This window comes from Shewanella sp. Actino-trap-3, from assembly GCF_002836275.1.
Lineage (GTDB): Bacteria > Pseudomonadota > Gammaproteobacteria > Enterobacterales > Shewanellaceae > Shewanella > Shewanella psychromarinicola.
In genome coordinates this window covers 4,207,142-4,232,476 of sequence record NZ_PJCE01000001.1, presented here as the reverse complement: position 1 = coordinate 4,232,476, position 25,335 = coordinate 4,207,142, and the positions used below count along the sequence as shown (strand labels likewise).

Here is a 25,335-nt window from a genome sequence, read left to right as displayed (position 1 = left end):
GCGGGTTATTAAACAAGGTAGTGAAACGAACATGACATCCACGAGCTCACACAAATCAGCATCAATAAGTTGGCCTGCTCCCGCAAAACTGAATTTATTTTTACATGTTACTGGCCAGCGAGCCGATGGCTATCACGAATTACAAACTCTGTTTCAATTTATTGACCATTGTGACTATCTTGATTTTCATATTACCGACACACCTGATTTGGTTCTACATTCAAATATTAGCGATTCTGTTGCTGACAGCGATAACTTAATTCTTAAAGCCGCAAAATCACTCCAGAGATACGCCCAATATGAAGGCGGCGCACATATCTGGCTAGACAAATTATTACCTATGGGTGGCGGTCTAGGGGGCGGTTCATCTGATGCCGCAACCACATTAGTGGCCCTAAATGCCTTATGGAAAACCAATTTATCACCCAGTAAACTGGCTGAAATAGGCTTAACGCTTGGTGCGGATGTCCCTGTTTTTATTAATGGTTTCTCCGCGTTTGCCGAGGGAGTAGGAGAAAAGCTGATCACAGTAGAACCAACAGAGTCGTGGTACTTAGTCATTGTGCCGAATGTGCATGTGTCAACCAAGGATATCTTCCAAGATCCTGATTTGCCCCGCAACACCCCGAAAGTTGATATAAACACCTTAATGACTCGAAAATGGACCAATGACTGTCAGAAACTGGTCACAACTAGGCACCCTCAAGTTGCCAATGCCTTAAGCTGGCTGGTAGAATATGCGCCGTCGAGAATGACCGGAACAGGCGCATGCGTGTTCGGGGAATTTACACATTCGCAACAAGCCCTTGACGCTTTAGCCGAATTACCGGCTGATATGCGAGGGTTTGTCGCAAAAGGGATGAATAAGTCGCCATTACAAATACGGCTTGAGCAACTCTGAAAACATAATATCTTCTGGGTCAGTTTTGAGTGACAACACATAAAATTGATCTAGCCTTTAATTGTAAAGCAAACACCTGAGGTTCATAAAGTGCCCGACATCAAGCTCTTTGCTGGTAACGCTACCCCAAATCTAGCCGCTAAGATTGCCGATCGTTTATTTTGCAAACTTGGCGACGCCGTTGTAGGCCGTTTCAGCGACGGTGAAATCAGTGTTCAAATAAACGAGAATGTACGTGGTGCGGATGTGTTCATTATCCAATCTACTTGCGCACCCACGAACGATAATCTCATGGAGCTTATTGTTATGGTTGACGCATTACGTCGTGCATCAGCGGGTCGTATTACTGCCGTTATTCCTTACTTCGGATATGCTCGTCAAGACCGCCGTGTGCGCAGTGCACGTGTGCCTATTACAGCGAAAGTGGTTGCAGATTTCTTGTCAAGCGTGGGTGTTGACCGCGTATTGACTTGTGACTTACACGCTGAGCAAATTCAAGGTTTCTTTGATGTCCCTGTTGATAACGTATTCGGTAGCCCAGTGTTACTTGAAGACATGCTCGCCAGGAAATTTGAAAACCCTGTTGTTGTATCTCCTGATATTGGCGGTGTTGTTCGCGCTCGAGCAGTCGCTAAGCTATTAGATGATACTGATCTTGCAATTATCGATAAGCGTCGCCCACAGGCAAACGTGGCTCAGGTAATGCACATCATTGGTGATGTTCAAGGCCGTGATTGCATTATTGTTGATGACATGATCGATACCGGTGGCACCTTATGTAAGGCTGCAGAAGCATTAAAAGAACATGGCGCTAACCGCGTGTTCGCTTATGCTACTCACCCTGTATTCTCAGGTAATGCGGCTGAAAATATTACTAATTCTGTTATCGATGAAGTTATCGTCACAGACACTGTGCCATTAAGCCCTGAAATGATGAAAGTGGCTAAAGTGACTCAGCTGACCATGTCTGCAGTATTAGCCGAAGCGATCCGTCGTGTTAGTAACGAAGAGTCAATTTCTGCGATGTTTCGCCACTAATCTTTATTCGATTAGGCTTAACGCTGACATAAAAAACGCACTCAATTGAGTGCGTTTTTTGCATCTGCTGCTTATGCATCTGTATTTGTGACTCAGCAGCGGTAGCCTTTCGTCATAAGTACCTTAGAGTGACACTTGCTCTCTATGAGCCCACACCATAGTCTCGCCCCATAGTGGTAGCATCCAAACGCCACTGTCATCATCTTGATAAAACTGCCTGATGACCATTTGCTCATTTTGCAGAACGTTCTTACGGATCTCACGGTAGATGGTCGCAGACTCTTTTGATATCTGTTGTGGACTCGTAAAGGATCGCTCATTTACATCGACTAAGAAAGTGCTGACAGCTTTGCCATCGACCTGACGTTGAGTCAGCTTAAAGTCGCCGCTAAACTGATAGCGAATGGAGATATCTTTAAGCATATCATCGGTAATACAGGCCGCGGCAACCAGCTTGCCTCGATTCGCTGAATCAAAAATCAATGACAATCTGACATCTGCACGCACCACATTTTTACTCTCTGAGTAATAGTACACGTCGGCCCGAAATACATCCTCGACCAAATCTTTATCAGCAGGCTCGAATTCATCTAATAAAATATTATTATAGGTTACCTGCTCCATTCTGAGCTTGGTATCCGCTAACCATTGAATATCTAATGGGGTAGTCGGCGCATTGACCGAACGAACCAGGTTAAGCGGTTGTTTATCATTACAAACTTCACTGAATTGGTTACATAAAGCGACTGATTCATAGCGGCCATTATCAAAAGAGAACAGTTGTTTATCGGTCGCATTTTTGAAGATGTTGTCATAATTAAACCAATTTTCAACCAGTTTTTCAGCAGTAATAGCCTCTTTAAGTTGATTCTCTAACTGAACCGTATTGAGTAACGAAGGGGTTTGTGCCAATGAAAAGTGCTTTTGAGTGATTGACGCCACATCCGGCTCGGTGAGTAAAGAAAGCTGGTTAACGATAGTTTTAAGCCCTCCCGTAAAGTGCAGCCCAGCCACAAAAGTGACGACAACAGCGATGCCAATAAGCCGATAGAATCTGGGGGTTAATATACCCAGCCGACCAGCCACTTTAGCGGTTCTTGGGTTTATTAGGTTTGAGTTCGGCGCGTTGACCTTGCCAGATGCCAGCTTAACGAAAGTACTGACATTATCGGTATCGGTAGAAGTGACGGCTTCGGCATGCTCAATAATGCATAAGCTATAGCCGTAACGGGGGATGTTTTTTAACTCAACGTCGGCTTGCCCAGTCAACTTTTTTCGTAAACTGCTCATGCATTGGGTCAATGATGAGGGCGCAACCACTCTTCCTGGCCAGCCCGCGGCGTTAAGTGCCTCTTTGCTAACCACTTCACCTACATGGTTGACTAAGCTTTTTAGTACTTCTAGCTCTGCTAATGATAATGCGCAGCGCGTTGAATTATTGATATCGACCAACTCTCTGGCATCTAAATCAATAATTAAAAATTCAGTAATATTCACAACCTAACCTCTACTACTTTTTAGTAGATCCCCAAACAACATTTTAAGCTATTTTGTTAATGCTAAATCGACATAATGCTGAGTTCTGATCAAACAGTTGATGCTTTGTTAATATTTGTGATCCCCGTCAAAAAAGACCCCAGCAAAATGCTAGGGTCAAAAAAGTATTGGGGGATGTGAACGTTATTTCAGGTGATGTGATTCCTTTAGGTTGTTTAGGTCATGACACACAGCACATGACTCTTCGCCAGTGTACTGACCAAGCTCTACACCGAACTGAGCCCCATTTTGCTTCATGTGACTGACCACATCCTTACGGACTTGACGGCGGTCTTCACCCTCTTCTGCTGCACGCTTACCATGACAGCTCAAACATACGGCGGCGGTAGGCGATACAAAAGCATCTGCAACAGCATCGACGGCATAACGCTTGTTACCGCTAGTGTCTTTACCATTTGCAGGGTCCAGACCATCATAGGTATCCATGTAGTCAAGATCCAGTGCTAACGGCTTACGGCCCACTAGGTACTTGGCGTCGTAGCTATCTTCGATATGACATTTAGTACAATTAGCTAGATCGGCAGAGTACTCAACATTACGCTTCCAGCCTTCACCGCTTTGATTGGCACGGTTGTTGGCATGCATAGCATGGATCCATACTTTCTGATCCGGGTGACTCATAGTCAACTGTTCGATGTAATCCTCATCACCTTGCTTGGTTTGCGAATTACGTATCACCTGAGTTGGCATATTATTGGCGTTATGACAGGCCACACATTCTTCACCCGCATTCGATGCTGTCGTCCAGTCACGCTCGCCGCGTGGCATCAGATTTTTCATCATAACCATTGGATCCAAAGCGCCATCGCCATCGGAATCGACCGAGCCTGAAGCACAAGTGGTAGCGAAGTAAGTACTATCGTTCTTAACCACAGAATGACAGCTACGACAGTTAAGCGTCATCTGTACGAAACCCTCTTCTGAGGTAGTTGTACCGTGACACTCACCACACAGCTCGTTGGTCACGATCTGACGACGAGGACGCTCTTCCAGCATGCCTTGCTTATTGAAGAAGTGTTGCCAGTTGTACCCAGCCGCACCATTACTCCAATCAGTGGTGCCATCACAGTCCTGGATGGTTTCACCATCTTTGTCGACACAGAACCAGATCCGTGGCGTCACCATGCCGTAGCTAGCGTTCAAGTCACCATCGAATTCATCTTCAAGATCGAATGGACCAATTTCAAATGTCGTCTTACCATTTTCATAGTTAAGCACGATTGGCTCATCGACATAACCTGGGAACTTTTCTTTGTTGGTATGAACACGCAGTACCTTACCACGCGGCATGCCCATATCCTGGCCACCCCAGTTGATATAGAACTCGGCGTAGTACATATACTTAACCAGATCTAACTGCTCATTACGCGTGTTGCCATCTTTATCCAAAATGTCGACAGTTAACTGTACATAACCTGTCTTATTGGTATCTAGATTGGCATCGATGTTGGCTTTTGCTTCTGGAGCATCAACCATCTTAGCTTCGGTCACAGTCAGATGAAGATTTTCACGGCGCTCGTTCTGACCTTTATAGGTAGACAAGTGAACCATTTCAAGGGTATCAGGCGTGTGACAATTGGCACATTGTGCATTGTCTTTATACGGCCAATGGCCAACGCCTTCCTTGAAGTTAACGTCTGTATGACAGGTAATACACGTTTCCTGAGTCGGTACGCTCTTCCAGTTTGCAAAATCAGTGGCTTGCTCATTTTCAGCATGGCAGTTATCACAACCACCCACTGGAGCAGGGATCACGCCTATATGGACTTCATGAGCCAGCATTGGAAATACTTTGCTAATATCACTGACTTTGTTGTCCGTATGGCAAGACACACAGGTTTCGACTTCAGTGTACTTACCGCCATGAATAGAGAAATCATCATGACAGCTAACGCAGTTTTGGTTGTTGACCACATTTTTGGTATAGAGCGGCTCTAAGTCTTCGCCTCTAAAATCATAGTGCATATTTGCATAGTTTAACTCAGTTGCGCCTACAGCTTCGCCACCGGTTCTTAGCACTAATCTTAATGTCTTTTCATCAGTGATAGTAAAGGCTGTTTCTGCGGTAACGTCTTTGTCAAAGCTATAGGTATAAGTACCGTCTTGATTATCAAGCAAGCGACCACACTGAGCGTGGTTGCTGGCAGGACAAGCTTCTGAGCTGAGCAACTTCCAGTTATTGGCATCACCCTGAGCGCCTTGCTCAAGGCCTGAGAGTATAAAACCAAACTTTTCTAACCCTATAACTGGAAGGTCTTTTTCATTGGTGACGGTAAACGTAATATCAGACTGCGCCCCAACAACAATCTTATCTACCGCTACCGTTAATGCCTTTGCATCTGCTGCAACAGTAATACTAGGTTGACCAGGCGAACCTGCTTCGCCATCTTTACCATCATCACCAGAACAACCGGTTAAGGCCAGTCCAATGAAGGCTGCTAATGTAGCAACTTTTATATCGACTCGTTTCATCATCTTTTCCACTCACTTTTATTTAGCCCTCTTTTTTGGGGCAAGCGAAATGTAACTAAACGACGGTAAATTAAGTGTGACAACCTCGATTGCATTTTGAGGCAACTTGCTTAACGAGAAATACAGCACAAACATAGCCCTTATTGATATCAACATGTGCCGCATCAGTTGCCAGATAACAAGAAATAAGTTGATAAAAAGTAAAATCTTGTAGAAAAAGCGTGATTGTTAGCACTATCGCGACTAACAAAAGTTAACAAAAAGCTGATTTGTTACCAATCATTAGGAATTCACTCTAGTTTGCCAACTCAAATGCAGCCGGCACGACCACAATCACTGAATGACGCTAAGAAAAAGGGAATCTGTAGGACCAAGATGAGTTCAGAAAGCCGGCACGACAAGTAACATTTTGCTCGCGCCAAGGGCGGAAGACTTAACCAATGAAGAGGGTTATTGTTAAGTTCCCGTATGTCTCTCTACCTGAGCTCGAGTTTTCAGCTCACTACAACACGCCTATAATTGCTACGCATTCATATTATGCGCCCTGATACCAATGGCATTAAGTATCGGTTCAATGACTGGGAATTCAACGTACTGAAGCCAAGTCGGGGATCGAAGCTAATAGTGGCTCTATATCAAGGATCAAGAGTTTCCCACGCTGCATGCAGCGCTTTGAATTGCCACACTTGAGCGGTTCTGAATTGACTCAATATTCAATGCTATTAATCTTATACAGAATCCGGTGAATTCTTTACTAAGCACTTAAAAAGCATAAGAGAAGACGTCAGAGTTTTGCTGCACTCCATACCTGAGCGGCTATAAACGCCATGATAGCGATAAAGCTCATGCTAATGGGTAGCAAATTTAAGTTAGCGGTTTATACAGTTTGATGTAACGGCCAGAGTTAATCGCTATTGCTTAAGATAATGACTTGATCCGTATTAATTAGGGCTGTAGATAAAAGCGAGGATTTAGAAAAACAAAAAGCCCGTCTTAATAGACGGGCTTTTCAGAATTTGGCTGGGGTACCAGGATTCGAACCTGGGAATGCTGAGATCAAAACCCAGTGCCTTACCGCTTGGCGATACCCCAATAACAACTATTTATTTTAAAGCAGAGAAACCATTTAATTTAACTAAAATTTGATGGTACGGAAAGAGAGACTTGAACTCTCACACCTCGCGGCACCAGAACCTAAATCTGGCGTGTCTACCAATTCCACCATTCCCGCATCAAATTTTAACTTACAGTATACTCTTTTTATTTCAGAGTAAACTTTGGATTTACCAGCTAGCGCAAATAATACTCACTCTACCTAATAAATATGGTAGCAATGGCGGGACTTGAACCTGCGACCCCAGCATTATGAGTGCTGTGCTCTAACCAGCTGAGCTACATTGCCAAAGATGGCTGGGATACAAGGATTCGAACCTTGGAATGCTGAGATCAAAACCCAGTGCCTTACCGCTTGGCGATATCCCAATAATCTTGTCTAACTTTATAAATGGCTGGGATACAAGGATTCGAACCTTGGAATGCTGAGATCAAAACCCAGTGCCTTACCGCTTGGCGATATCCCAATTAAGCTTTTTAAAACATCCGCCTGAGCCAATGTCTCGAATAAATGGTGCGGGAAGAGAGACTTGAACTCTCACACCTTGCGGCACCAGAACCTAAATCTGGCGTGTCTACCAATTTCACCATTCCCGCACAACACTCTAGTTTAACATCTTGAGTAGATGGGTAAGAAATAGATGGTAGCAATAGCGGGACTTGAACCTGCGACCCCAGCATTATGAGTGCTGTGCTCTAACCAGCTGAGCTATATTGCCACTATTTCTTGCAATCCCTCTTGGCGAGGAACGGGGCGTATTATGCTTATTCAGCTTATCTAGGTCAACTGGTTTTTTTCGCTATTTTCATCAATTCGTCTTGTTCGGCTATAACTTCACCAAACTGAATGCCGAATCGACAAAATAAACCCTATTAACTTAGCGTAAACACCTTTACGCCCCTTTTAAATTTCAAATTAACCTAAATGACGCTTATACGTTAAATAAGAAATGCATCACATCGCCATCTTTAACAATGTACGTTTTACCTTCTACACGTAATTTACCCGCATCTTTGGCGCCAGCTTCACCTTTGTAGGTAATAAAATCTTGATACGCCATAACCTGTGCACGAATAAAGCCACGTTCAAAATCGGTGTGGATAACACCTGCAGCTTGTGGTGCTGATGCACCAATAGGTACTGTCCATGCACGCACTTCTTTTACACCGGCAGTAAAGTAAGTTTGCAGATTTAATAACTCATAACCAGCACGGATCACGCGATCTAAACCTGACTCTTCTAAACCTAAATCAGCCATGAACTCGTCACGGTCATCGGCTTCCATCTCAGCCAGTTCTGACTCAATCGCGGCACAAACAGGCACAACGATTGCATTTTCGGTTGCAGCAATGGCAAGCACAACATCAAGATGAGGGTTATTTTCAAATCCATCGTCAGCAACGTTAGCAATGTACATCGTTGGTTTTAGGGTTAAGAAGTTTAGATACGCTATGGCGGCTAATTCTTCTTTGGTTAACGCTAATGAACGTAACATTTTGGCTTCGTCTAATACTGGACGCATTTTTTCAAGCACACTGATTTCAAATTTTGCATCACCATCGCCGCCTTTAGCGCGTTTGGCTTGACGAAAAATAGCGCGCTCACATGCGTCTAAATCCGCTAGGGCTAGCTCAGTGTTAATCACTTCAATATCGCCTGCAGGATCAATTTTGTTCGCTACGTGGACAATATTAGGATCTTCAAAACAACGCACAACATGACCAATTGCGTCGGTTTCACGAATATTGGCTAAAAATTTATTGCCTAAACCTTCACCTTTCGATGCGCCAGCCACTAAACCAGCGATATCGACAAACTCCATAGTAGTCGGTAACACGCGTTGAGGTTTGACAATGGCTGCTAACGCATCAAGACGAGAGTCTGGTACAGGTACCACTCCGGTATTTGGCTCAATGGTACAAAACGGAAAGTTTGCCGCTTCAATACCTGCTTGTGTTAGCGCATTAAACAACGTTGACTTACCTACGTTTGGCAGACCAACAATGCCGCATTTAAAACCCATATGCTTACCTTTATATATGTAGAGTTATCCTATTGGATAATGATGTCGAAAGGGTGTTAAAACAAAACTCGCGTGGCTTATTCTGCTTTGAACGTATGTAATCTGTGCATGGCTTTCGCCATGTCTTGTTTAAATAAAATCTCGGTTGAACGAACCGCTTCATCGATCGCAGCAATTATCCGTTCTTGTTCTAACGCTGGGGCTCTTCCCAGTACGTAGCCGCTAACTTTATTTTTATCACCAGGATGGCCAATACCAATGCGCAAGCGATGAAAATTTTTGTCGTTTCCTAAGCTGGCGATAATGTCTTTTAGGCCATTATGTCCCCCATGACCACCACCCAATTTAAATTTAGCCACGCCAGGGTCCATGTCAAGCTCATCATGGGCAACCAAGATTTCTTCAGGCAGGATCCGAAAAAAATTAGCTAAGGCAGCAACCGACTTACCGCTTAAATTCATGAAAGTTGTTGGGATCAGTAAACGCACATCTCTTCCATGCAATGTTACGCGGGCAGTGACGCCAAAATATTTACTGTCTACAACCAATGATACGTTGCATAGACGAGCCAGTTCTTGCACATACCATGCACCAGCATTATGGCGAGTTTGTGCGTATTCAGCACCGGGGTTTGCCAACCCAACAATCAGTTTAATGTTACTCATCCCAACCTAGTCAGTTTATCAGCGAACAATGTCGCTAAATGCCTTTCATGGCGTACATCAAAATACACATGATGCAAAACGCGGCATTTTATACCAATTTCACTCATAATGTAATCACTCAGAGCCACTCAAGCTTTACCGTTCACCACGACTTATTAAAGTAATGCTTATTCCATTACTTCAACGAGGCAACAAACCACACATTGAGCCGATAGAATATCTAATTAAGTCCAAGGGCGTACTTTAATACTTTACGCTTTAGCGGTGAGTCGATGTTTGCCAGTTTTAATGCGCCATTGCGCAGTAATTTTAACGGCAGTAAATCGTTACTAAACCCCGCATAAAAAGCATCCATTGCGGTCATCATTAATTGATTATCGTAATAACGCGCTTGCTGATATCGCTTTAGCACGCGCCTGTCCCACCATGTTTCACCACTGCCAATGGCATTAGCGACTTGGGCCACCAGCACATCGACATCTTTAAAACCAATATTAACCCCTTGGCCAGCTAATGGATTAATCGTGTGTGCCGCGTCACCAACAATAACGAGATTATCTTGATAGTACTGCTGTGCGTGGCGGCGGGTTAACGGAAAGCTGCCACGATTATCAACCGTAAAATGAGGGTCTAATCGCGACGGAAAATGCTGGCGGATCTGCTCTGCCAGTTGCACATTATTCAGTTGAGATAATTGTTTAATTCGGTTGGCATCGTCATACCAGACTAATGAAGCGTGATTCCCCGGAAGCGGCAATAAGCTTCTTGGCCCGACAGGAGTAAACTGCTGCCAGGTGACGGATTGCTGAGGCGTTTGAGTGCTAATATTAATTAACATCGCCGATTGAGCATAATCCCAACCTGTCACACCAATACCGGCCCATTGGCGCACTTGCGAATGAGCCCCATCTGCGCCGATCAGTAATGTTGTCGAGAGTGTAGCGCCATTATCAAGCTGAATACTCACTTGATGACGATCATTTGAGCGAGAGAATTGGGTCACGTTTCGCGGACACAACAAGGTGACATTGTCCATTTGCTCGATTTGTTGCCATAAACTCAGTTGGATCAATCGGTTTTCAAAAAAATAGCCTAAGTGCGATTGACCAACTTGCTCGGCGCTAAATGCAGTAAGGCAGCCATCTAGTTCCCATGTTTCTAAGCCAGTATAAGGTGCATGGCGCATGGTCAATAAGCTATCCATCACGCCCAAACGTGTTAATAACTGCTCAGACGCCACACTAATAGCCGATATACGAACATCCAAAGGTTGTTTTGGATCATAAGGTTGCGGTTGGCGAGACTCAATCACCGCGACACGGAGCCCTAACTGACCTAAGCCAATCGCGGCAGCCGCACCGACCATTCCGCCACCAACAACGACAACATCATAATCAATCGCGTTATCCGAGGTATTCGTTGAAGTGAGTGAAGCATCTTGCATTGTGTTTACATCCATAATCTTAAGATGACTTTATGCCGAACAGGGCAGTGAACGGGACGGAAATATATGTATAACTACATATAAAACAGCTAACTATGTCTAAAACAGCTAAAGCATAAACAAATGTTGTCACAACACCTTTTTTACATCTATTTACATCTGTTTACAATCCACAATAATAAACCCATAAACGGTTTATAGACTGAGACTGTCTCATTAATAGAGCCACTTTTACTTAACCAAGAGAGGACATCATGAACAGTCATCATCATCAACCTTCACACTACCTACCTGTACGCCATTACATTCGTTGTGGTGTGGTTGTTACAATACTAACTTGCACACTAGCATTATCCGCCCACGCGTCGGCCAATAACAAAACAAACCTGCTGGTTACACCTGTCATGGCTGCGACAAATTCCAGCCCGATGGAAACGATTACCGTGATATACCGTAATCCATTCGATTATGCCCTATATCAACAAACCACGGAAATATTGCTGAGTTTTAATCTTGAATTAAGCCAAAGGATTCCGTTAGATGCTCAACAGCAAAGTCGTCAAATGGCTGCTGAATTTGGTTTTCCCGTCGCCAAATCAGCCAAGTTAACCCCAAACGATAAAATATTACTGATTTGAGGGTTATAGCAAATTTCAAATCGAAATTAGTGAAATGTGCACTAGTGCTAGCCAGACAGCCTGACAAAAGGTAAAATGTCGCGCTATTTTTTAACTTTGGTTTACCGGCGAGCACTGATGAGTAAAAAACTTCATATAAAAACCTGGGGCTGTCAGATGAATGAGTACGACTCATCAAAGATGGCTGATTTATTAGACGATTATCAAGGGTATACCTTGACAGACGACGCAAGCGAAGCAGATGTACTGCTGCTAAATACTTGCTCTATTCGTGAGAAAGCACAGGAGAAGGTGTTCCATCAGCTAGGGCGTTGGAAATCTTTAAAAGATAAAAATCCTAATTTAATTATTGGGGTCGGTGGTTGTGTTGCCTCACAAGAAGGTAAGGCAATAAAAGATCGCGCCCAATGTGTAGACATTATTTTTGGTCCGCAGACTCTGCATCGCTTACCTGAGATGATCGAACAAATTCAACGTGGCGAAAAAGCCGTGATTGATATCAGTTTCCCAGAAATTGAGAAGTTCGATCGTCTTCCCGAGCCTCGCGCTGATGGTCCAACGGCATTCGTATCCATTATGGAAGGTTGCAGTAAGTACTGCTCTTTCTGCGTGGTGCCTTATACCCGTGGTGAAGAAGTCAGCCGTCCATTGGATGACGTTATTCTCGAAGTGGCTCAATTAGCCGCCCAAGGCGTTCGTGAAGTCAACTTGCTTGGCCAAAACGTTAACGCGTATCGCGGGGTAACCCACGATGATGAAATCTGCACCTTTGCGGAATTGTTGCGCTTAGTCGCCTCAATTGATGGTATAGACCGTCTGCGTTTTACCACCAGCCACCCAATTGAATTTACCCAAGACATTATTGATGTGTATGAAGACACACCTGAATTGGTGAGCTTCCTGCATTTACCGGTGCAATCGGGTTCAGACCGTATTTTGACCCAAATGAAACGCGGTCACATGGCCATTGAATATAAGTCGATTATTCGTCGTCTGCGTAAAGCGCGTCCTGATATTCAAATCAGCTCAGACTTTATTATTGGTTTCCCAGGTGAATCTCAACAAGATTTCGCTGATACCATGAAACTGATTGAAGATGTCGCCTTTGACCACAGCTTTAGCTTTATCTACAGTGCACGTCCAGGAACACCTGCAGCAGATTTGCCTGACAATGTCAGCGATGAAGAAAAGAAGCAGCGTTTAGCGATTTTACAAGAACGTATTACCCAGCAAGCGATGCGTTATAGCCGTCATATGCTAGGCACTGTTCAACGTATTTTAGTAGAAGGTCCTTCGGTAAAGAATCCAATGGAGCTTCGTGGTCGTACTGAAAACAGTCGTGTGGTTAACTTTGAAGCTGCCCACACTCATATCGGCAGTTTTGTTGATGTGAAAATTGTTGATGTTTATACCAACTCATTGCGCGGAGAATTTGTCCGAGGTGAAGATGAGATGGATTTACGTCGCAGTTTACATCCGTCTGATATTATGGCTAAACACAAGCAAGATGACGCATTGGGTGTTGCTCACTTTAAGCCGTAATTGATGTTTGTTGCTTAAGCAGTACTAAAGGCGGCTTGTCCGCCTTTAATTTTGCCTAAAATGAGTCATATTATGGTAATTCAATACAGAGACTCGTAAACTGTTATTATTGTAATATGGCATGTTTAAGCACTTATTCTTTGCCCTTGACCAAAATCTGGAGCCTTATTTGACCACTAAAGCCACCACCATGAACGTGTATCTAGAACCGTCAGACACTCGCCGTTTAGCCTCATTATGTGGCCCAGTTGATGACAACATCAAACAACTCGAACGCCGATTAGGTGTTGAGATTATCCATAAAAATAATCAATTCACTATTATTGGTCTGCCACGTAACGTGCTCAATGCCAATAACTTGTTACGTCAGTTATACATTGAAACCCAAACCGTAAAAGGCAGCACGCCTGATTTAGAACCTGAAATCGTTCATCTCGCCATTCAAGAAGCCATTAACCTTGAAGCTGAACAAGACCCAGACGACAGTAGCATCCATATAAAAACCAAACGTGGCGTGATTAAACCTCGTACACCCAATCAAAGTGTGTACATGCATAACATTACCCGTCACGACATCAGTTTTGGGATTGGCCCTGCCGGTACCGGTAAAACTTACCTTGCTGTAGCAGCAGCGGTTGATGCCTATGAACGTCAAGAAGTACGTCGTATTCTATTAACTCGCCCCGCGGTTGAAGCGGGTGAAAAGCTGGGGTTTTTACCGGGCGATTTAAGCCAAAAAGTCGACCCTTATTTACGCCCACTCTATGATGCCTTGTTTGAGATGATGGGGTTTGAAAAAGTCGAAAAACTGATTGAACGCGGGGTGATTGAAGTCGCACCACTGGCGTACATGCGCGGTCGTACACTCAATGACGCCTTTATTATTTTAGATGAAGCCCAAAACACCACCGTTGAGCAAATGAAAATGTTTTTAACCCGTATTGGGTTTAATTCTCGCGCGGTGATCACCGGGGATATTACCCAAATAGATTTGCCTCGTAGCCAAAAGTCAGGTCTGCGACACGCCATTGAAGTCCTCAGTGAAGTGTCCGAAATTAGCTTTAATTTCTTTATTGCCCAAGATGTGGTTCGCCATCCAGTAGTGGCTCGTATTGTTGAAGCCTATGAAGCTTTTGAGCAACAAGAACAAATTGAAAAAGCCGCAAAAGAACAAGCTTATCGCGAACGTGAGCAGAAACGTGTCCAACTGGAAAAAGAGGGACATACTCAATGAGCCAGCAAGGGATATCATTAGATCTCGACCTGCAAATTGCAGTTGATAACCCAAGGTTACCGACTCAAGCAGAGTTTGACACTTGGGTACGCACCGCGATGGGGCAAACGATGCCAGAAGTGGAACTCACCATTCGTATCGTTGAGGTTGCCGAGAGTCAGCAACTCAATTTAACCTATCGCAGTAAAGATAAACCGACTAACGTGTTGTCATTTCCGTTTGAAGCGCCGCCTGAAGTTGAATTGCCGTTATTAGGTGACCTCGTTATCTGCGCGCAAGTGGTGGAACAAGAAGCAATTGAGCAAAATAAACCGCTAAACGCGCACTGGGCACACATGGTCATACACGGCTGCTTGCATTTGCTGGGTTATGACCATATTATCGACGAGGAAGCCGATGAGATGGAGTCATTAGAGACCCAACTTGTTGAAGGCTTAGGTTTTACAAATCCCTATAAGGAAGCATAAATAAACAAGCTATATCTGATAGATATCCCTGTTTAGGTAAATATTATGAGTGACGATATCCCCCCGAGTACAAACGCCCACAAGAGAAGCTGGTTCGATAAAATTAACCAATTATTTCAGGGCGAACCTCAAAATCGCGAAGATTTAGTTGACGTCATTGCAGGTGCAGAAATGCGTGACCTTATTACTGAAGATACTCGCGAAATGATTAAAGGTGTATTAGAGGTTTCCGACCTTCGTGTGCGCGACATCATGATCCCAAGAGCGCAAATTGTTACCATTCAAATAGACTCGACTGTCGATGAATTTTTAAAAATTGTCATCGATTCAGGCCACTCTCGCTTCCCTGTTGTTAATGAAGATAAAGATCATATTGAAGGCATTTTACTGGCTAAAGATTTGATCAAATACGGTTTTAAACAATCTGATGAATCTTTCACTCTTGCCCAGGTTATTAGACCTGCAGTGGTCGTTCCTGAAAGTAAAAGAGTCGATGTGCTACTCAAAGAATTCCGCTCACAACGTTATCACATGGCCATTGTTGTTGATGAATATGGCGGGGTATCAGGCTTAGTCACTATTGAAGATATTCTGGAAGAAATCGTCGGTGAAATTGAAGATGAATTCGACCACAATTCAGTTGAAGACACTGAAATTAAAAAGCTCAGTAATACTGTGTTTATGGTGAAAGCGCTCACTGAAATCGAAGATTTCAACGAAGCGTGTGGCACCGCGTTTAGTGATGAAGAGTTTGATACTGTGGGAGGTATGGTGTCCCATGCATTTGGTCACTTACCTGAACGTAATGAAAGCATTGTCATCAGCAATATTGAGTTCAAAGTCATTAATGCTGATAACCGCCGCTTGGTGCAACTTCGTGTTAAACTCCCAGACCCAAATATTAGTGAAGAACTCAACGACTAAATCGTGCTAAAAACTCAACCTTTATACTCTCCTTTGAGTATTGCCCGTCTGGTGATGGCATTTTTTGCTGGCGCCAGTACGGCATTATCGTTTGCGCCTTATGAAATGTGGGCCATATTTCCGTTGGCACTCAGTTTTGCCTTATGGCAAAGCCAAACCTTAACCGCTAAACAAAGTTTGTATTATTGGCTTAGTTTCGGTTTTGGCTGTTTTGCTATTGGTATTAGCTGGGTCCATGTCAGTATTGACACTTTTGGTGGCATGCCTATTGTTGTGTCGATAACTTTAATGGCTTTACTGGCACTGTATCTTGCCATTTATCCCGCCATTTGTGGATACTTGCTCAGTAAGCTATCCCGCACATCAAAACATACGTTAAACCCTTACATAACCTATCTTGGGCTATTCCCTGCATTATGGGTCCTCACCGAATGGTTACGAGGTTGGATACTCACGGGTTTTCCTTGGATTTGGGCTGGCTATAGCCAAACATTAGGACCTCTGAGCGAATTTGCCAGCTTTATTGGTGCGTTGGGACTAAGTTTTGTGGTGGCTTTAGTTGCTGGCTCACTGCTGCTATTAAGCCAAAAGCGGATAATACCGATACTGCTTATTTTACCTACGCTGGCACTGCTTGCATGGGTGGCACCACAAGTAAATCCAATTTCCACCTCTGGGAAATCAGTCAAAGTCGCCTTAGTGCAGGGTAATATTGCCCAAAGCATGAAGTGGGAACCCGATGCATTGTGGCCGACTATGCTTAAATACATGGATTTAACCCGTAGCCAGTTTGATGACGCCTCGAGTGTTGATATCATCATTTGGCCAGAAGCCGCTATTCCAGCGCCAGAAGCCATGGTGGAAGACTTTTTAATCAATGCCAATCAAGTCGCCAATATCAATAACACGGCGATAATTACCGGCATTATTAGCCACCAGCAAAAAGACTTTTATAACTCATTAATCGTTTTAGGTAATCATCATCTGAAGCAGCAGCAAAGTGCTGATTATGTCATTGATGGCAGCAATGAGTATAAAAAGCATCATTTATTGCCTATAGGTGAGTTTGTGCCGTTAGGTGATTTATTGCGCCCTATTGCACCGTTTTTTAATTTACCTATGTCATCATTCCAGCGAGGTGGCTACACTCAAGCTAATTTAACTGCGCTGGGTTACCATATTGCGCCTGCAATTTGCTACGAAATTGTCTTTCCGGAGCAAGTAAGAGCCAGTGTTACCGACGAAACCGATATGCTGCTCACGGTATCAAACGACGCTTGGTTTGGCGCCTCTAATGGGCCATTACAACACATGGAAATCGCCCAAATGCGCGCGATTGAAATGGGTAAACCGTTACTGAGGGCGACCAATAATGGCATTACTGCAGTGGTCGATCCGCACGGGCGAATTACCGATGCAATCCCTCAGTTTGAAACGGGTGTCTTAGTGACCAACGTTGCCCTTTATCAAGGTGAAACTTGGTTCAGAAAAATAGGTCAATTCCCCTTGCTGATACTGTGCAGCTTATTACTGTTATTGGGTGTAAGAAACTATTTACGTAAATAACGGGCAATTGATCCAACTCAAAAAAGACGCTTTTCACAAGATTTAGCCTAATGGCATGGGGTGAGGTCATCATTGTCGTTATGTTAGCGATTGTCGCCGCGCCTACATTTATTAGGCTCAGTACCCATGCTCGACAAGGCAGATAATCTGGCGTGACGGCCAGTGTGAAAACCCGCAATTGTCTGCTATATGCCCGTTCAAAATGACGCACTTACAAGTGCAAGGCAAACAAACCGCGATGACTTAATCGATATTGATATTGATATCGACAACGAGGGGGTATTTGACACGCGGTTAAGACCGGGTGATGTAGATAACACTGACATCGAACGATGGATTGTTGCTGAGAAAAATTTTACCCTTCAAGATCAATAAATTGCTGTTATTTAGATATAACCAAAATGATAATGTCCAAGTCAACAATGATAACGGCTAGTTTTTATACCCTTGAGCCGCCAACGCTGCCACAACACCTCAATATCAAACCATATTAAGCTATTGCTAAAATAACGTCATTTTAAAGACCTTTTTCTGTTTAAAAATTGAACTACCTTTGAGTTTGCATCGTACTGCTTCTGATAAACAACTACAGGAGGTTATTATGCAATTATCTGAAATCAAGTTAGCCATATCCCAACAAGCTAAACACCCGACGATTATTAGCTATGCCGACTCCAATCATTACTTACTTGGTATTAAAGACGAAAATGGCAGTTTTCAAAGCGCCCGCAATAAAGCTGGCGTTTTACTCAGTCTTAACTCAATCAAACAAGCTGAAAACCTATTGAAACAACAAGGCATTAATTACGCCATAATAGAAATTCAAACGGCATATGATGAGATGGTAGGTGTGAGTAGCGGTAGCCATTGCCGTTACCGAGTCGAATTTTAATCTCGAACCTCATTTGGGATAAGGGTATGGGAAAAAGTTAATCAAAAGCAGTCTATTTCGAGTCAACTTTTTTCCAGTCAAGCATATGAAAATGACGCATCACAGTGTATACAAGGCGAGTTTACCTAGCGATAGCGTGGATCTTGCCGGTTAAGTTACTTCGAGCTCGGGACAAAAGCGGTCCGATTACCGCTTTTTACCCAGAGTTGAGCTCAGTTACACACTATGGCGTTAATGGCTCCCGTGAAAACTCATTATAATCACATTGTGGACAATCGGGGATGACCCCAGGGAAATCGATTTGCATTTGGTGACCACACTTATTACAGATCAATATACCTTGGTTAATAATTTCTCCAGACTTATAAACACCACGATGTTTAAAATCTTGTAATAGTTCATGCCATTCCACTTGGCTACGATCGGTTATCTGGCTTAACCACTGCCATAATGTATTTTCAATCCCAATGACCATCGGGCTAAAACTCAAATTATCGGCATTTTCCTCATTTAAGAAGGCTGCAATGTCACGCTTTAAAAATTCTTCGACTAATTCTAACTCTTCTTCATCTGAATGAGATTTAAGTGCCAAGTACTCTTTCCCCTTGGTCACCGACTTAAACAAACTCTTAGCTGTCAATGAGTTATCTTGATCAAACGTGGCTTTCACCTGTTCGAATAGTGACTGATATAAGGCTAATAGTGCTGAACTTTTTCCACTCATAATTAATACTCCTTAATACGCACCTTTTTAATAGATCACTTCTGGTTTATTCTATGCAGTTATAAATCGCGCTGCTGAGCGTTAGATCAAACAATAGGCGGCATGGCCGGAAATAGATTGATGCAAGAACAATATAATCCCTCAGAAATTGAAGCCTTAGTGCAAAAGCACTGGCACGAACATAAAACCTTTGAAGTCACTGAAGATGAAAGCAAAGAGAAATTCTATTGTCTTTCAATGTTTCCGTATCCTTCAGGTCGTCTCCACATGGGCCACGTCCGTAACTACACCATAGGCGATGTTGTAGCACGATATCAACGTTTGCAAGGTAAAAATGTTTTGCAACCTATTGGTTGGGACTCATTTGGTCTACCTGCAGAAAATGCCGCGATCAATAACAAGACCTCTCCTGCACCGTGGACATACGAAAATATCGACTATATGAAGAACCAACTTAAATTACTAGGTTTTGGTTATGATTGGAGTCGTGAAATCGCTACGTGTACCCCTGAGTACTATCGTTGGGAGCAATGGTTTTTCACTCAGTTGTTTGAAAAAGGCTTAGTGTATAAAAAAACCTCATCAGTAAACTGGTGTCCAAATGATGAAACCGTACTGGCAAATGAACAAGTGCAAGACGGTTGTTGTTGGCGTTGTGATACTGAAGTCATTCAGAAAGAAATTCCTCAGTGGTTTATTAAAATCACTGATTACGCTGAAGAACTGCTTAACGATCTCGACACGTTAGATGGCTGGCCTGAACAGGTTAAAGCCATGCAACGTAACTGGATTGGCCGCAGCGAAGGGATTGAAATGACCTTTGCCGTAGCTGACAGTGACGCCACCTTTGATATCTATACCACTCGTCCAGATACCTTAATGGGCGTGACCTACGTTGCTATTGCTGCGGGTCATCCATTAGCGGAACAATCGGCGCTGAATAATCCTCAATTAGCCGCATTTATAGAAGAATGCAAAAATGCTGATACCACTGAAGCGGCGATGGCTTCGATGGAGAAAAAAGGCGTAGCAACCGGTCTTCAGGCTATTCACCCTATTTCTGGTAAATTAGTCCCTATTTGGGTGGCTAACTTTGTATTAATGAATTATGGCACGGGCGCGGTAATGTCGGTTCCCGCTCATGATCAACGCGATTATGAATTTGCGCTTAAATACCAGCTCGCTATCGAAGCGGTGATCAAGCCTGTTGAAGGCGAATTGGACATCAGCAAAGAAGCCTATATTGAAAAAGGGGTGGTATTTAACTCAGGTGATGCTTTTCCTGAGCTAGATGGTTTAGATTTCAAAGCCGCCTTTGAAGCCATTGATACTAAATTAACCGCAGAAGGCAAAGGCAAACGTCAAGTCAACTACCGTTTACGCGATTGGGGTGTATCTCGTCAACGTTACTGGGGGGCACCGATCCCGATGGTGACCTTAGCAGACGGCACCGTTATCCCTACGCCAGAAGATCAACTACCGGTCATTCTGCCTGAAGATGTGGTGATGGACGGTATTCAAAGTCCGATCAAAGCCGATAAAGCTTGGGCAGAAACCACAGTCAATGGTCAGCCTGCAATGCGCGAAACAGATACCTTTGATACCTTTATGGAATCATCTTGGTATTACGCGCGTTACTGTAGTCCTCACGCAGATGAAATGTTAGATCCAGCCAAAGCTAACTACTGGTTACCGGTAGATCAATATATTGGTGGTATCGAGCATGCTTGCATGCATTTATTGTATTTCCGCTTCTTCCATAAGTTGCTACGTGATGCTGGCTTAGTCAACAGTGATGAGCCCGCAAAACAATTACTGACTCAAGGCATGGTTTTAGCCGATGCTTACTACTACAACAACGAAAAAGGTGCCCGAGTGTGGGTATCACCTTTAGAAGTGACTGTGGTAGAAAAAGACGACAAAGGCCGCATTATCAAAGCTGTCGACAATCAAGGTCATGAACTGGTTTATACCGGCATGAGCAAGATGTCTAAGTCGAAGAATAACGGCATTGACCCACAAGTCATGGTCGAAAAATACGGTGCTGACACAGTCCGTTTATTCATGATGTTTGCCTCGCCACCAGAATTAACCCTAGAATGGCAAGAGTCTGGCGTTGAAGGCGCACATCGCTTCATCAAACGTTTCTGGAAATTGGCCAGCGATCATGTTGCCGCCGGTAAAACTGAAGCACTAGATGTCAGCAAATTAAATGCTAATCAGAAAGCATTGCGCCGTGAATTACATAAGACCATCGCCAAAGTCAGTGATGATATTGCGCGTCGTCAAATGTTTAACACTGCGGTTGCCTCGGTAATGGAGCTAATGAACCATTTACTCAAAGCATCGCAAGAAAGCACTCAAGACCGTGCATTGCTTGCTGAAGCCTTGTCTGCTGTAACGCGTTTGCTTTACCCTATCGTTCCGCATATGACCTTTACGTTATGGAATGAGTTAGGTAACGAAGGTGATATTGAAGACAGCCGTTGGCCAGAAGTCGATGAGTCAGCATTAGTCGAAGACAGCAAGCTCATTGTGGTTCAAGTTAACGGTAAAGTGCGTGCAAAAATTACTGTCGCTGCCGATGCATCGAAAGAAGATGTTGAAGCCTTAGGCATGAGTGATGAACATGTGCAAAAGCACACTGAAGGGTTAACGGTTCGTAAGGTAATTTACGTGCCTGGTAAACTATTAAGTATTGTGGCTAACTAGTGACAATATCAGCCCTGATATGAGGCGACAGAAACCTCCTATGGGCTAAGTCATAACGCCTAGTATTGTCAGTGTCATAACTTACCGCGGGTGACACCGCGGTAAGTTATTTATGTAACCGATACCAATAAACAAGGATGCCTACCCTCACTATGCTAGCCAAAAAGATTTGCTTGGCAATAATGACATTGGTAATACTCACCAGTGCAGGTTGCGGCTTTACACTCCAACGCAGTTATTCTATACCTGCAGAATTAGCCGAATTGCATTTAAGCAGCAGCGATGAATACAGTGAGTTAACTCGCTTAGTTCGTGACAGATTACGGATCAACCGTATTAGCCTTGTTGATGCAGCAGAAAAAACGCCTACGTTGCGACTTATCAATGACTCACTCGAACGCGCCACATTGTCACTTTATCCCACCGGGAATGTCGCAGAATATGAACTCATCTACTTAGTGCATTACTCTGTCACCTTACCTGAACAAGAACCACAAGAATTTGATACAGAAATCCGCCGCGACTATCAAGACGATCCTCGTACCGCATTGGCAAAAAGCCGCGAAATGGAGTTGTTAGTTAAAGAGATGCGCGTACAAGCAGCCGATTATATTATCCAAACTCTGGCGTTAATCGGGGCAGAGTAATGCGGGTTTATCCTGATCAACTCAAGCAACATCTCAAACAGCTACCCCAGTGTTTTTTACTGTTTGGTGATGACCCATGGCTAATCGAAAACAGTAAACAACTTATTCTTAACGCCGCTAAAAAACAAGGTTTTGAAGAACGCGTGCAATTAAGCCAAGAAACCGGCTTTAATTGGGGCGATTTGATCCAAGAATGGCAAGCAATGAGTTTATTTGCTAGCCGACGGATTATTGAGTTAACCCTGCCACACGGTAAGCCAGGCATCGAAGGCGCAGCGGCATTTAAAACGCTTTTACAACATCCTAACCCAGATATGTTGTTGATTGTACAAGGACCTAAAGCCAGTGCAGAGCAAACCAACAGCAAATGGTTTAAATCACTCGATGCCAAAGGCATATACCTACCCTGCACCACACCTGAAGGTAAACAGTTTGAACGCTGGTTAGACAGCCGTATTGCTCATTATGCTCTCACGGTTCATCATGATGCAAAAGCCATGTTGTTTAGCTTATTTGAAGGTAATTTACTGGCAGCCGAGCAAGCGATGCAATTGTTGCAACTGCTCAGTCCTAAGCAAAATATTACTCCAGAACAATTGAGTGAATATTTCGAAGACCAATCTCGTTTTAGTGTGTTTCAACTCTGTGATGCCATTTTAGGTAATCATCAAAAAAATGCCCAACACATGTTGGCTCAATTGAAGGCTGAAGGCACCGCTATGCCCATTTTAATGTGGGCTTTATTCAAAGAGATTAATCTACTGCTCACCTTAAAACTGGCGGTTCAGAATGGCGAACAACTCAGTAAACTGTGGGGACAACACCGAATTTGGGATAAGCGAAAACCGCTCTATCAGGCTGCAATAACGCGATTGGATTTAGACCATATCGAACATATGCTCGCTTTTGCCTCTACAATAGAATTAAATCTTAAACAAAAAGGGCTTGAAGATTGGATTGGTCTTAGCCATTTATGCATTTTATTCGATCCACGAGCACATAATCGTTTAGCCCATATTAAATTAACGGACTGAGATAAAAGGTAAGGACAGCGAATGCGTATCGGTATTTTGGGCGGCACGTTCGACCCCATCCATTTAGGACATATCAATCCTGCACTAGATGTTAAACAGCAACTTAATTTAGACCAGATTTGGTTAATGCCCAATCATATTTCACCCCTCAAAAATACCACCGTGGTGAGTAGTCATCATCGGCTTGAAATGGTGAAGTTAATTTGCCAGCAATACCCTGAATTTGAGCTATGCGATATCGAAATCAATCGCAATACACCGTCTTATAGTGCCACAACGCTCTCATTACTCAGGCAACAGCACCCCAAAGATGAATTCTTTTTCATTATGGGAATGGATTCATTCATTCAATTGCCACTGTGGTATCAATGGCAATCATTGTTTACCCTGTGCCATATTGCGCTGTGTCAACGCCCTGGTTGGGCAATGGACACTCATAGCGAAATGACCAAACAATTATTATTAAGGCAGGCAGCTGCCAACTACCTCGACTCACCTTCCCATGCTACACATGGAAAAATATTTTGCATCAACAGCCAGTTAGTCGATATTTCCTCGACAGAAATACGCCAGCGGTTAGCTGAAGATATTGATATCAGCGCGGTATTACTGCAAACAACGACCGATTATATTCGTCAACATAAACTCTATCGTTAACACTGCGATTAGCACTATTATTGATTCAACTGCTGGCACTGTCGGTTAAATCATCCGCTAGCACAAAATTAATTCTATCTTTGTTTCGCTGCGCTTAATTGCGCATCAACAATGAATTTGAGTATAATACTCCGTTAATTTTTACTTATGAGGTACTTCGAGTGCAAGGCACCGAACTAAAAGATTTCGTTATCGACAAAATCGATGATTTAAAAGCAAAAAATATTACTGTTTTAGATGTATCTAAACGGTCAACCATCACCGACACCATGATTATCTGTACTGGTACGTCAAAAACACACGTTCGATCTATTGGTGAGCACGTTATCGTGTCAGCCAAAGACGCTGGCGTGCAACCTCTTGGGGTTGAAGGACGTGACAGCAGTGAATGGGTATTAGTTGATTTGGGCTCAGTTATTCTGCACGTGATGCAAGAACAAACTCGTGATTATTACGAGCTTGAAAAACTTTGGTCTGAACACAGCGCCTAATGAAGTTACAGCTTATTGCCGTTGGTAACAAAATGCCCGATTGGGTAACCCGAGGCTTCGAAGAATACCAACGCCGTTTCCCTAGAGATATGGCTTTGGAACTCATCGAAATCCCTGCGGGGAAGCGCGGAAAAAATGCCGATATCGCCCGAATTTTACATAAGGAAGGCGAATTAATGCTAGCGGCAGTAGCCAAAGGTAACCACATTGTCAGCTTAGATTTACCCGGTAAAAACTGGATAACACCAGAACTTGCCGATCAAATGACAAAGTGGCAATTAGATGGTAGAGATGTCAGCTTACTTATTGGTGGTCCAGAAGGACTTTCACCTGCTTGCAAAGAGGTGGCCCACCAAAGCTGGTGTTTGTCTGCCCTAACCTTACCTCATCCTTTGGTTAGGGTTATTGTGGCAGAAAGCCTATACCGAGCTTGGAGCATCAATAACAATCATCCCTATCACAGAGAATAAATTCAGTCGCATGAATAACTAAGCTTATCGATAATGATTATCATGCAACTCTTTGTTTCATATTCATCAGCTGATACAGTGATCTTTTATCATCCATTCTTTCATTTGGTAACGACGGGGATA

22 protein-coding genes and 7 tRNA genes are annotated in these 25,335 nt (G+C 43.5%); 16 read left to right on the top strand and 13 right to left on the bottom strand.

Going from position 1 to position 25,335, the window contains the following annotated elements; genetic code table 11:
- Positions 1 to 31 precede the first annotated feature (31 nt).
- Positions 32 to 901: a 4-(cytidine 5'-diphospho)-2-C-methyl-D-erythritol kinase gene (gene ispE, locus CXF80_RS18510; RefSeq protein WP_101034363.1), complete on the top strand. Its 870-nt coding sequence runs from the start codon at positions 32 to 34 to the stop codon at positions 899 to 901.
- Positions 902 to 991: 90 nt separating this feature from the next.
- Positions 992 to 1,939: a ribose-phosphate pyrophosphokinase gene (locus CXF80_RS18505; RefSeq protein WP_101034362.1), complete on the top strand. Its 948-nt coding sequence runs from the start codon at positions 992 to 994 to the stop codon at positions 1,937 to 1,939.
- A gap of 123 nt (positions 1,940 to 2,062) precedes the next feature.
- On the opposite strand, the gene CXF80_RS18500 is transcribed toward CXF80_RS18505, so the two are convergent.
- The 12 genes from CXF80_RS18500 to CXF80_RS18445 all read right to left on the bottom strand — a co-directional run bounded on the left by CXF80_RS18500 (position 2,063) and on the right by CXF80_RS18445 (position 11,214).
- Positions 2,063 to 3,436: a winged helix-turn-helix domain-containing protein gene (locus tag CXF80_RS18500; RefSeq protein ID WP_101034361.1), complete on the bottom strand. Its 1,374-nt coding sequence runs from the start codon at positions 3,434 to 3,436 to the stop codon at positions 2,063 to 2,065.
- A 183-nt stretch (positions 3,437 to 3,619) separates the two neighbouring features.
- Positions 3,620 to 5,971 (bottom strand): multiheme c-type cytochrome, encoded by a 2,352-nt coding sequence (locus CXF80_RS18495; protein ID WP_157822264.1) that lies wholly within the window; start codon positions 5,969 to 5,971, stop codon positions 3,620 to 3,622.
- Positions 5,972 to 6,985: 1,014 nt separating this feature from the next.
- Positions 6,986 to 7,060 (bottom strand) — tRNA-Gln (locus CXF80_RS18490).
- Between the two features lie 54 nt (positions 7,061 to 7,114).
- Positions 7,115 to 7,199, bottom strand: a tRNA-Leu gene (locus tag CXF80_RS18485).
- A 94-nt stretch (positions 7,200 to 7,293) separates the two neighbouring features.
- Positions 7,294 to 7,370 (bottom strand) — tRNA-Met (locus tag CXF80_RS18480).
- A 5-nt stretch (positions 7,371 to 7,375) separates the two neighbouring features.
- A tRNA-Gln gene (locus tag CXF80_RS18475) sits at positions 7,376 to 7,450 on the bottom strand.
- 23 nt (positions 7,451 to 7,473) lie between these two features.
- A tRNA-Gln gene (locus tag CXF80_RS18470) sits at positions 7,474 to 7,548 on the bottom strand.
- Between the two features lie 45 nt (positions 7,549 to 7,593).
- Positions 7,594 to 7,678, bottom strand: a tRNA-Leu gene (locus CXF80_RS18465).
- Between the two features lie 45 nt (positions 7,679 to 7,723).
- Positions 7,724 to 7,800 (bottom strand) — tRNA-Met (locus CXF80_RS18460).
- Positions 7,801 to 8,013: 213 nt separating this feature from the next.
- Positions 8,014 to 9,105: a redox-regulated ATPase YchF gene (ychF, locus tag CXF80_RS18455; protein WP_101034359.1), complete on the bottom strand. Its 1,092-nt coding sequence runs from the start codon at positions 9,103 to 9,105 to the stop codon at positions 8,014 to 8,016.
- Between the two features lie 77 nt (positions 9,106 to 9,182).
- Positions 9,183 to 9,770 carry an aminoacyl-tRNA hydrolase gene (gene pth, locus CXF80_RS18450; protein ID WP_101034358.1) on the bottom strand — a complete coding sequence of 196 codons (588 nt, stop codon included), beginning with the start codon at positions 9,768 to 9,770 and terminating at the stop codon, positions 9,183 to 9,185.
- A 220-nt stretch (positions 9,771 to 9,990) separates the two neighbouring features.
- Positions 9,991 to 11,214: an FAD-dependent monooxygenase gene (locus tag CXF80_RS18445; RefSeq protein WP_232772177.1), complete on the bottom strand. Its 1,224-nt coding sequence runs from the start codon at positions 11,212 to 11,214 to the stop codon at positions 9,991 to 9,993.
- A 254-nt stretch (positions 11,215 to 11,468) separates the two neighbouring features.
- Here CXF80_RS18445 and CXF80_RS18440 point away from each other — a divergent pair, with 254 nt between their 5' ends.
- The 8 genes from CXF80_RS18440 to CXF80_RS18405 all read left to right on the top strand — a co-directional run bounded on the left by CXF80_RS18440 (position 11,469) and on the right by CXF80_RS18405 (position 18,477).
- The gene (locus tag CXF80_RS18440; protein ID WP_101034356.1) at positions 11,469 to 11,852 is read left to right on the top strand and encodes a hypothetical protein; all 384 of its coding nucleotides are present in this window, start codon (positions 11,469 to 11,471) and stop codon (positions 11,850 to 11,852) included.
- A gap of 117 nt (positions 11,853 to 11,969) precedes the next feature.
- Positions 11,970 to 13,394 carry a tRNA (N6-isopentenyl adenosine(37)-C2)-methylthiotransferase MiaB gene (gene miaB, locus CXF80_RS18435; RefSeq protein WP_101034821.1) on the top strand — a complete coding sequence of 475 codons (1,425 nt, stop codon included), beginning with the start codon at positions 11,970 to 11,972 and terminating at the stop codon, positions 13,392 to 13,394.
- A 169-nt stretch (positions 13,395 to 13,563) separates the two neighbouring features.
- Positions 13,564 to 14,628, top strand: coding sequence for a PhoH family protein (locus tag CXF80_RS18430; RefSeq protein WP_101034820.1), 1,065 nt, complete (start codon positions 13,564 to 13,566; stop codon positions 14,626 to 14,628).
- Positions 14,625 to 15,095 carry an rRNA maturation RNase YbeY gene (gene ybeY / locus CXF80_RS18425; protein ID WP_101034355.1) on the top strand — a complete coding sequence of 157 codons (471 nt, stop codon included), beginning with the start codon at positions 14,625 to 14,627 and terminating at the stop codon, positions 15,093 to 15,095. The genes CXF80_RS18430 and ybeY overlap by 4 nt, the downstream gene beginning before the upstream one ends.
- A 45-nt stretch (positions 15,096 to 15,140) precedes the next feature.
- The gene (gene corC / locus CXF80_RS18420) at positions 15,141 to 16,019 is read left to right on the top strand and encodes a CNNM family magnesium/cobalt transport protein CorC (RefSeq protein WP_101034354.1); all 879 of its coding nucleotides are present in this window, start codon (positions 15,141 to 15,143) and stop codon (positions 16,017 to 16,019) included.
- Between the two features lie 54 nt (positions 16,020 to 16,073).
- Positions 16,074 to 17,585, top strand: coding sequence for an apolipoprotein N-acyltransferase (lnt, locus tag CXF80_RS18415; RefSeq protein WP_232772237.1), 1,512 nt, complete (start codon positions 16,074 to 16,076; stop codon positions 17,583 to 17,585).
- A 189-nt stretch (positions 17,586 to 17,774) separates the two neighbouring features.
- Positions 17,775 to 17,960: a hypothetical protein gene (locus tag CXF80_RS18410; protein WP_101034352.1), complete on the top strand. Its 186-nt coding sequence runs from the start codon at positions 17,775 to 17,777 to the stop codon at positions 17,958 to 17,960.
- Positions 17,961 to 18,186: 226 nt separating this feature from the next.
- Complete coding sequence (locus CXF80_RS18405; protein WP_101034351.1) at positions 18,187 to 18,477, top strand: DUF6482 family protein; 291 nt, start codon at positions 18,187 to 18,189, stop codon at positions 18,475 to 18,477.
- A gap of 223 nt (positions 18,478 to 18,700) precedes the next feature.
- Here the strand turns inward: CXF80_RS18405 and CXF80_RS18400 are convergent, their stop codons facing one another.
- Positions 18,701 to 19,201 carry a zinc ribbon-containing protein gene (locus tag CXF80_RS18400; protein WP_101034350.1) on the bottom strand — a complete coding sequence of 167 codons (501 nt, stop codon included), beginning with the start codon at positions 19,199 to 19,201 and terminating at the stop codon, positions 18,701 to 18,703.
- 120 nt (positions 19,202 to 19,321) lie between these two features.
- Between CXF80_RS18400 and leuS the strand changes: the two genes are divergently transcribed.
- The 6 genes from leuS to rlmH all read left to right on the top strand — a co-directional run bounded on the left by leuS (position 19,322) and on the right by rlmH (position 25,212).
- A complete protein-coding gene (leuS, locus tag CXF80_RS18395) occupies positions 19,322 to 21,913 on the top strand; it encodes a leucine--tRNA ligase (protein WP_101034349.1) in 2,592 nt (863 codons plus the stop codon).
- Between the two features lie 152 nt (positions 21,914 to 22,065).
- Entirely contained in the window at positions 22,066 to 22,560 is a 495-nt protein-coding gene (locus CXF80_RS18390) for an LPS-assembly lipoprotein LptE (RefSeq protein WP_101034348.1), read from the top strand.
- Positions 22,560 to 23,594 (top strand): DNA polymerase III subunit delta, encoded by a 1,035-nt coding sequence (gene holA / locus CXF80_RS18385; protein ID WP_101034347.1) that lies wholly within the window; start codon positions 22,560 to 22,562, stop codon positions 23,592 to 23,594. Before CXF80_RS18390 ends, holA begins: the two co-directional genes overlap by 1 nt.
- A gap of 21 nt (positions 23,595 to 23,615) precedes the next feature.
- Positions 23,616 to 24,251, top strand: coding sequence for a nicotinate-nucleotide adenylyltransferase (gene nadD, locus CXF80_RS18380; RefSeq protein WP_101034346.1), 636 nt, complete (start codon positions 23,616 to 23,618; stop codon positions 24,249 to 24,251).
- A 161-nt stretch (positions 24,252 to 24,412) separates the two neighbouring features.
- Positions 24,413 to 24,742 (top strand): ribosome silencing factor, encoded by a 330-nt coding sequence (rsfS, locus tag CXF80_RS18375; protein ID WP_101034345.1) that lies wholly within the window; start codon positions 24,413 to 24,415, stop codon positions 24,740 to 24,742.
- Positions 24,742 to 25,212: a 23S rRNA (pseudouridine(1915)-N(3))-methyltransferase RlmH gene (gene rlmH / locus CXF80_RS18370; RefSeq protein WP_101034344.1), complete on the top strand. Its 471-nt coding sequence runs from the start codon at positions 24,742 to 24,744 to the stop codon at positions 25,210 to 25,212. Before rsfS ends, rlmH begins: the two co-directional genes overlap by 1 nt.
- Positions 25,213 to 25,335 lie beyond the last annotated feature (123 nt).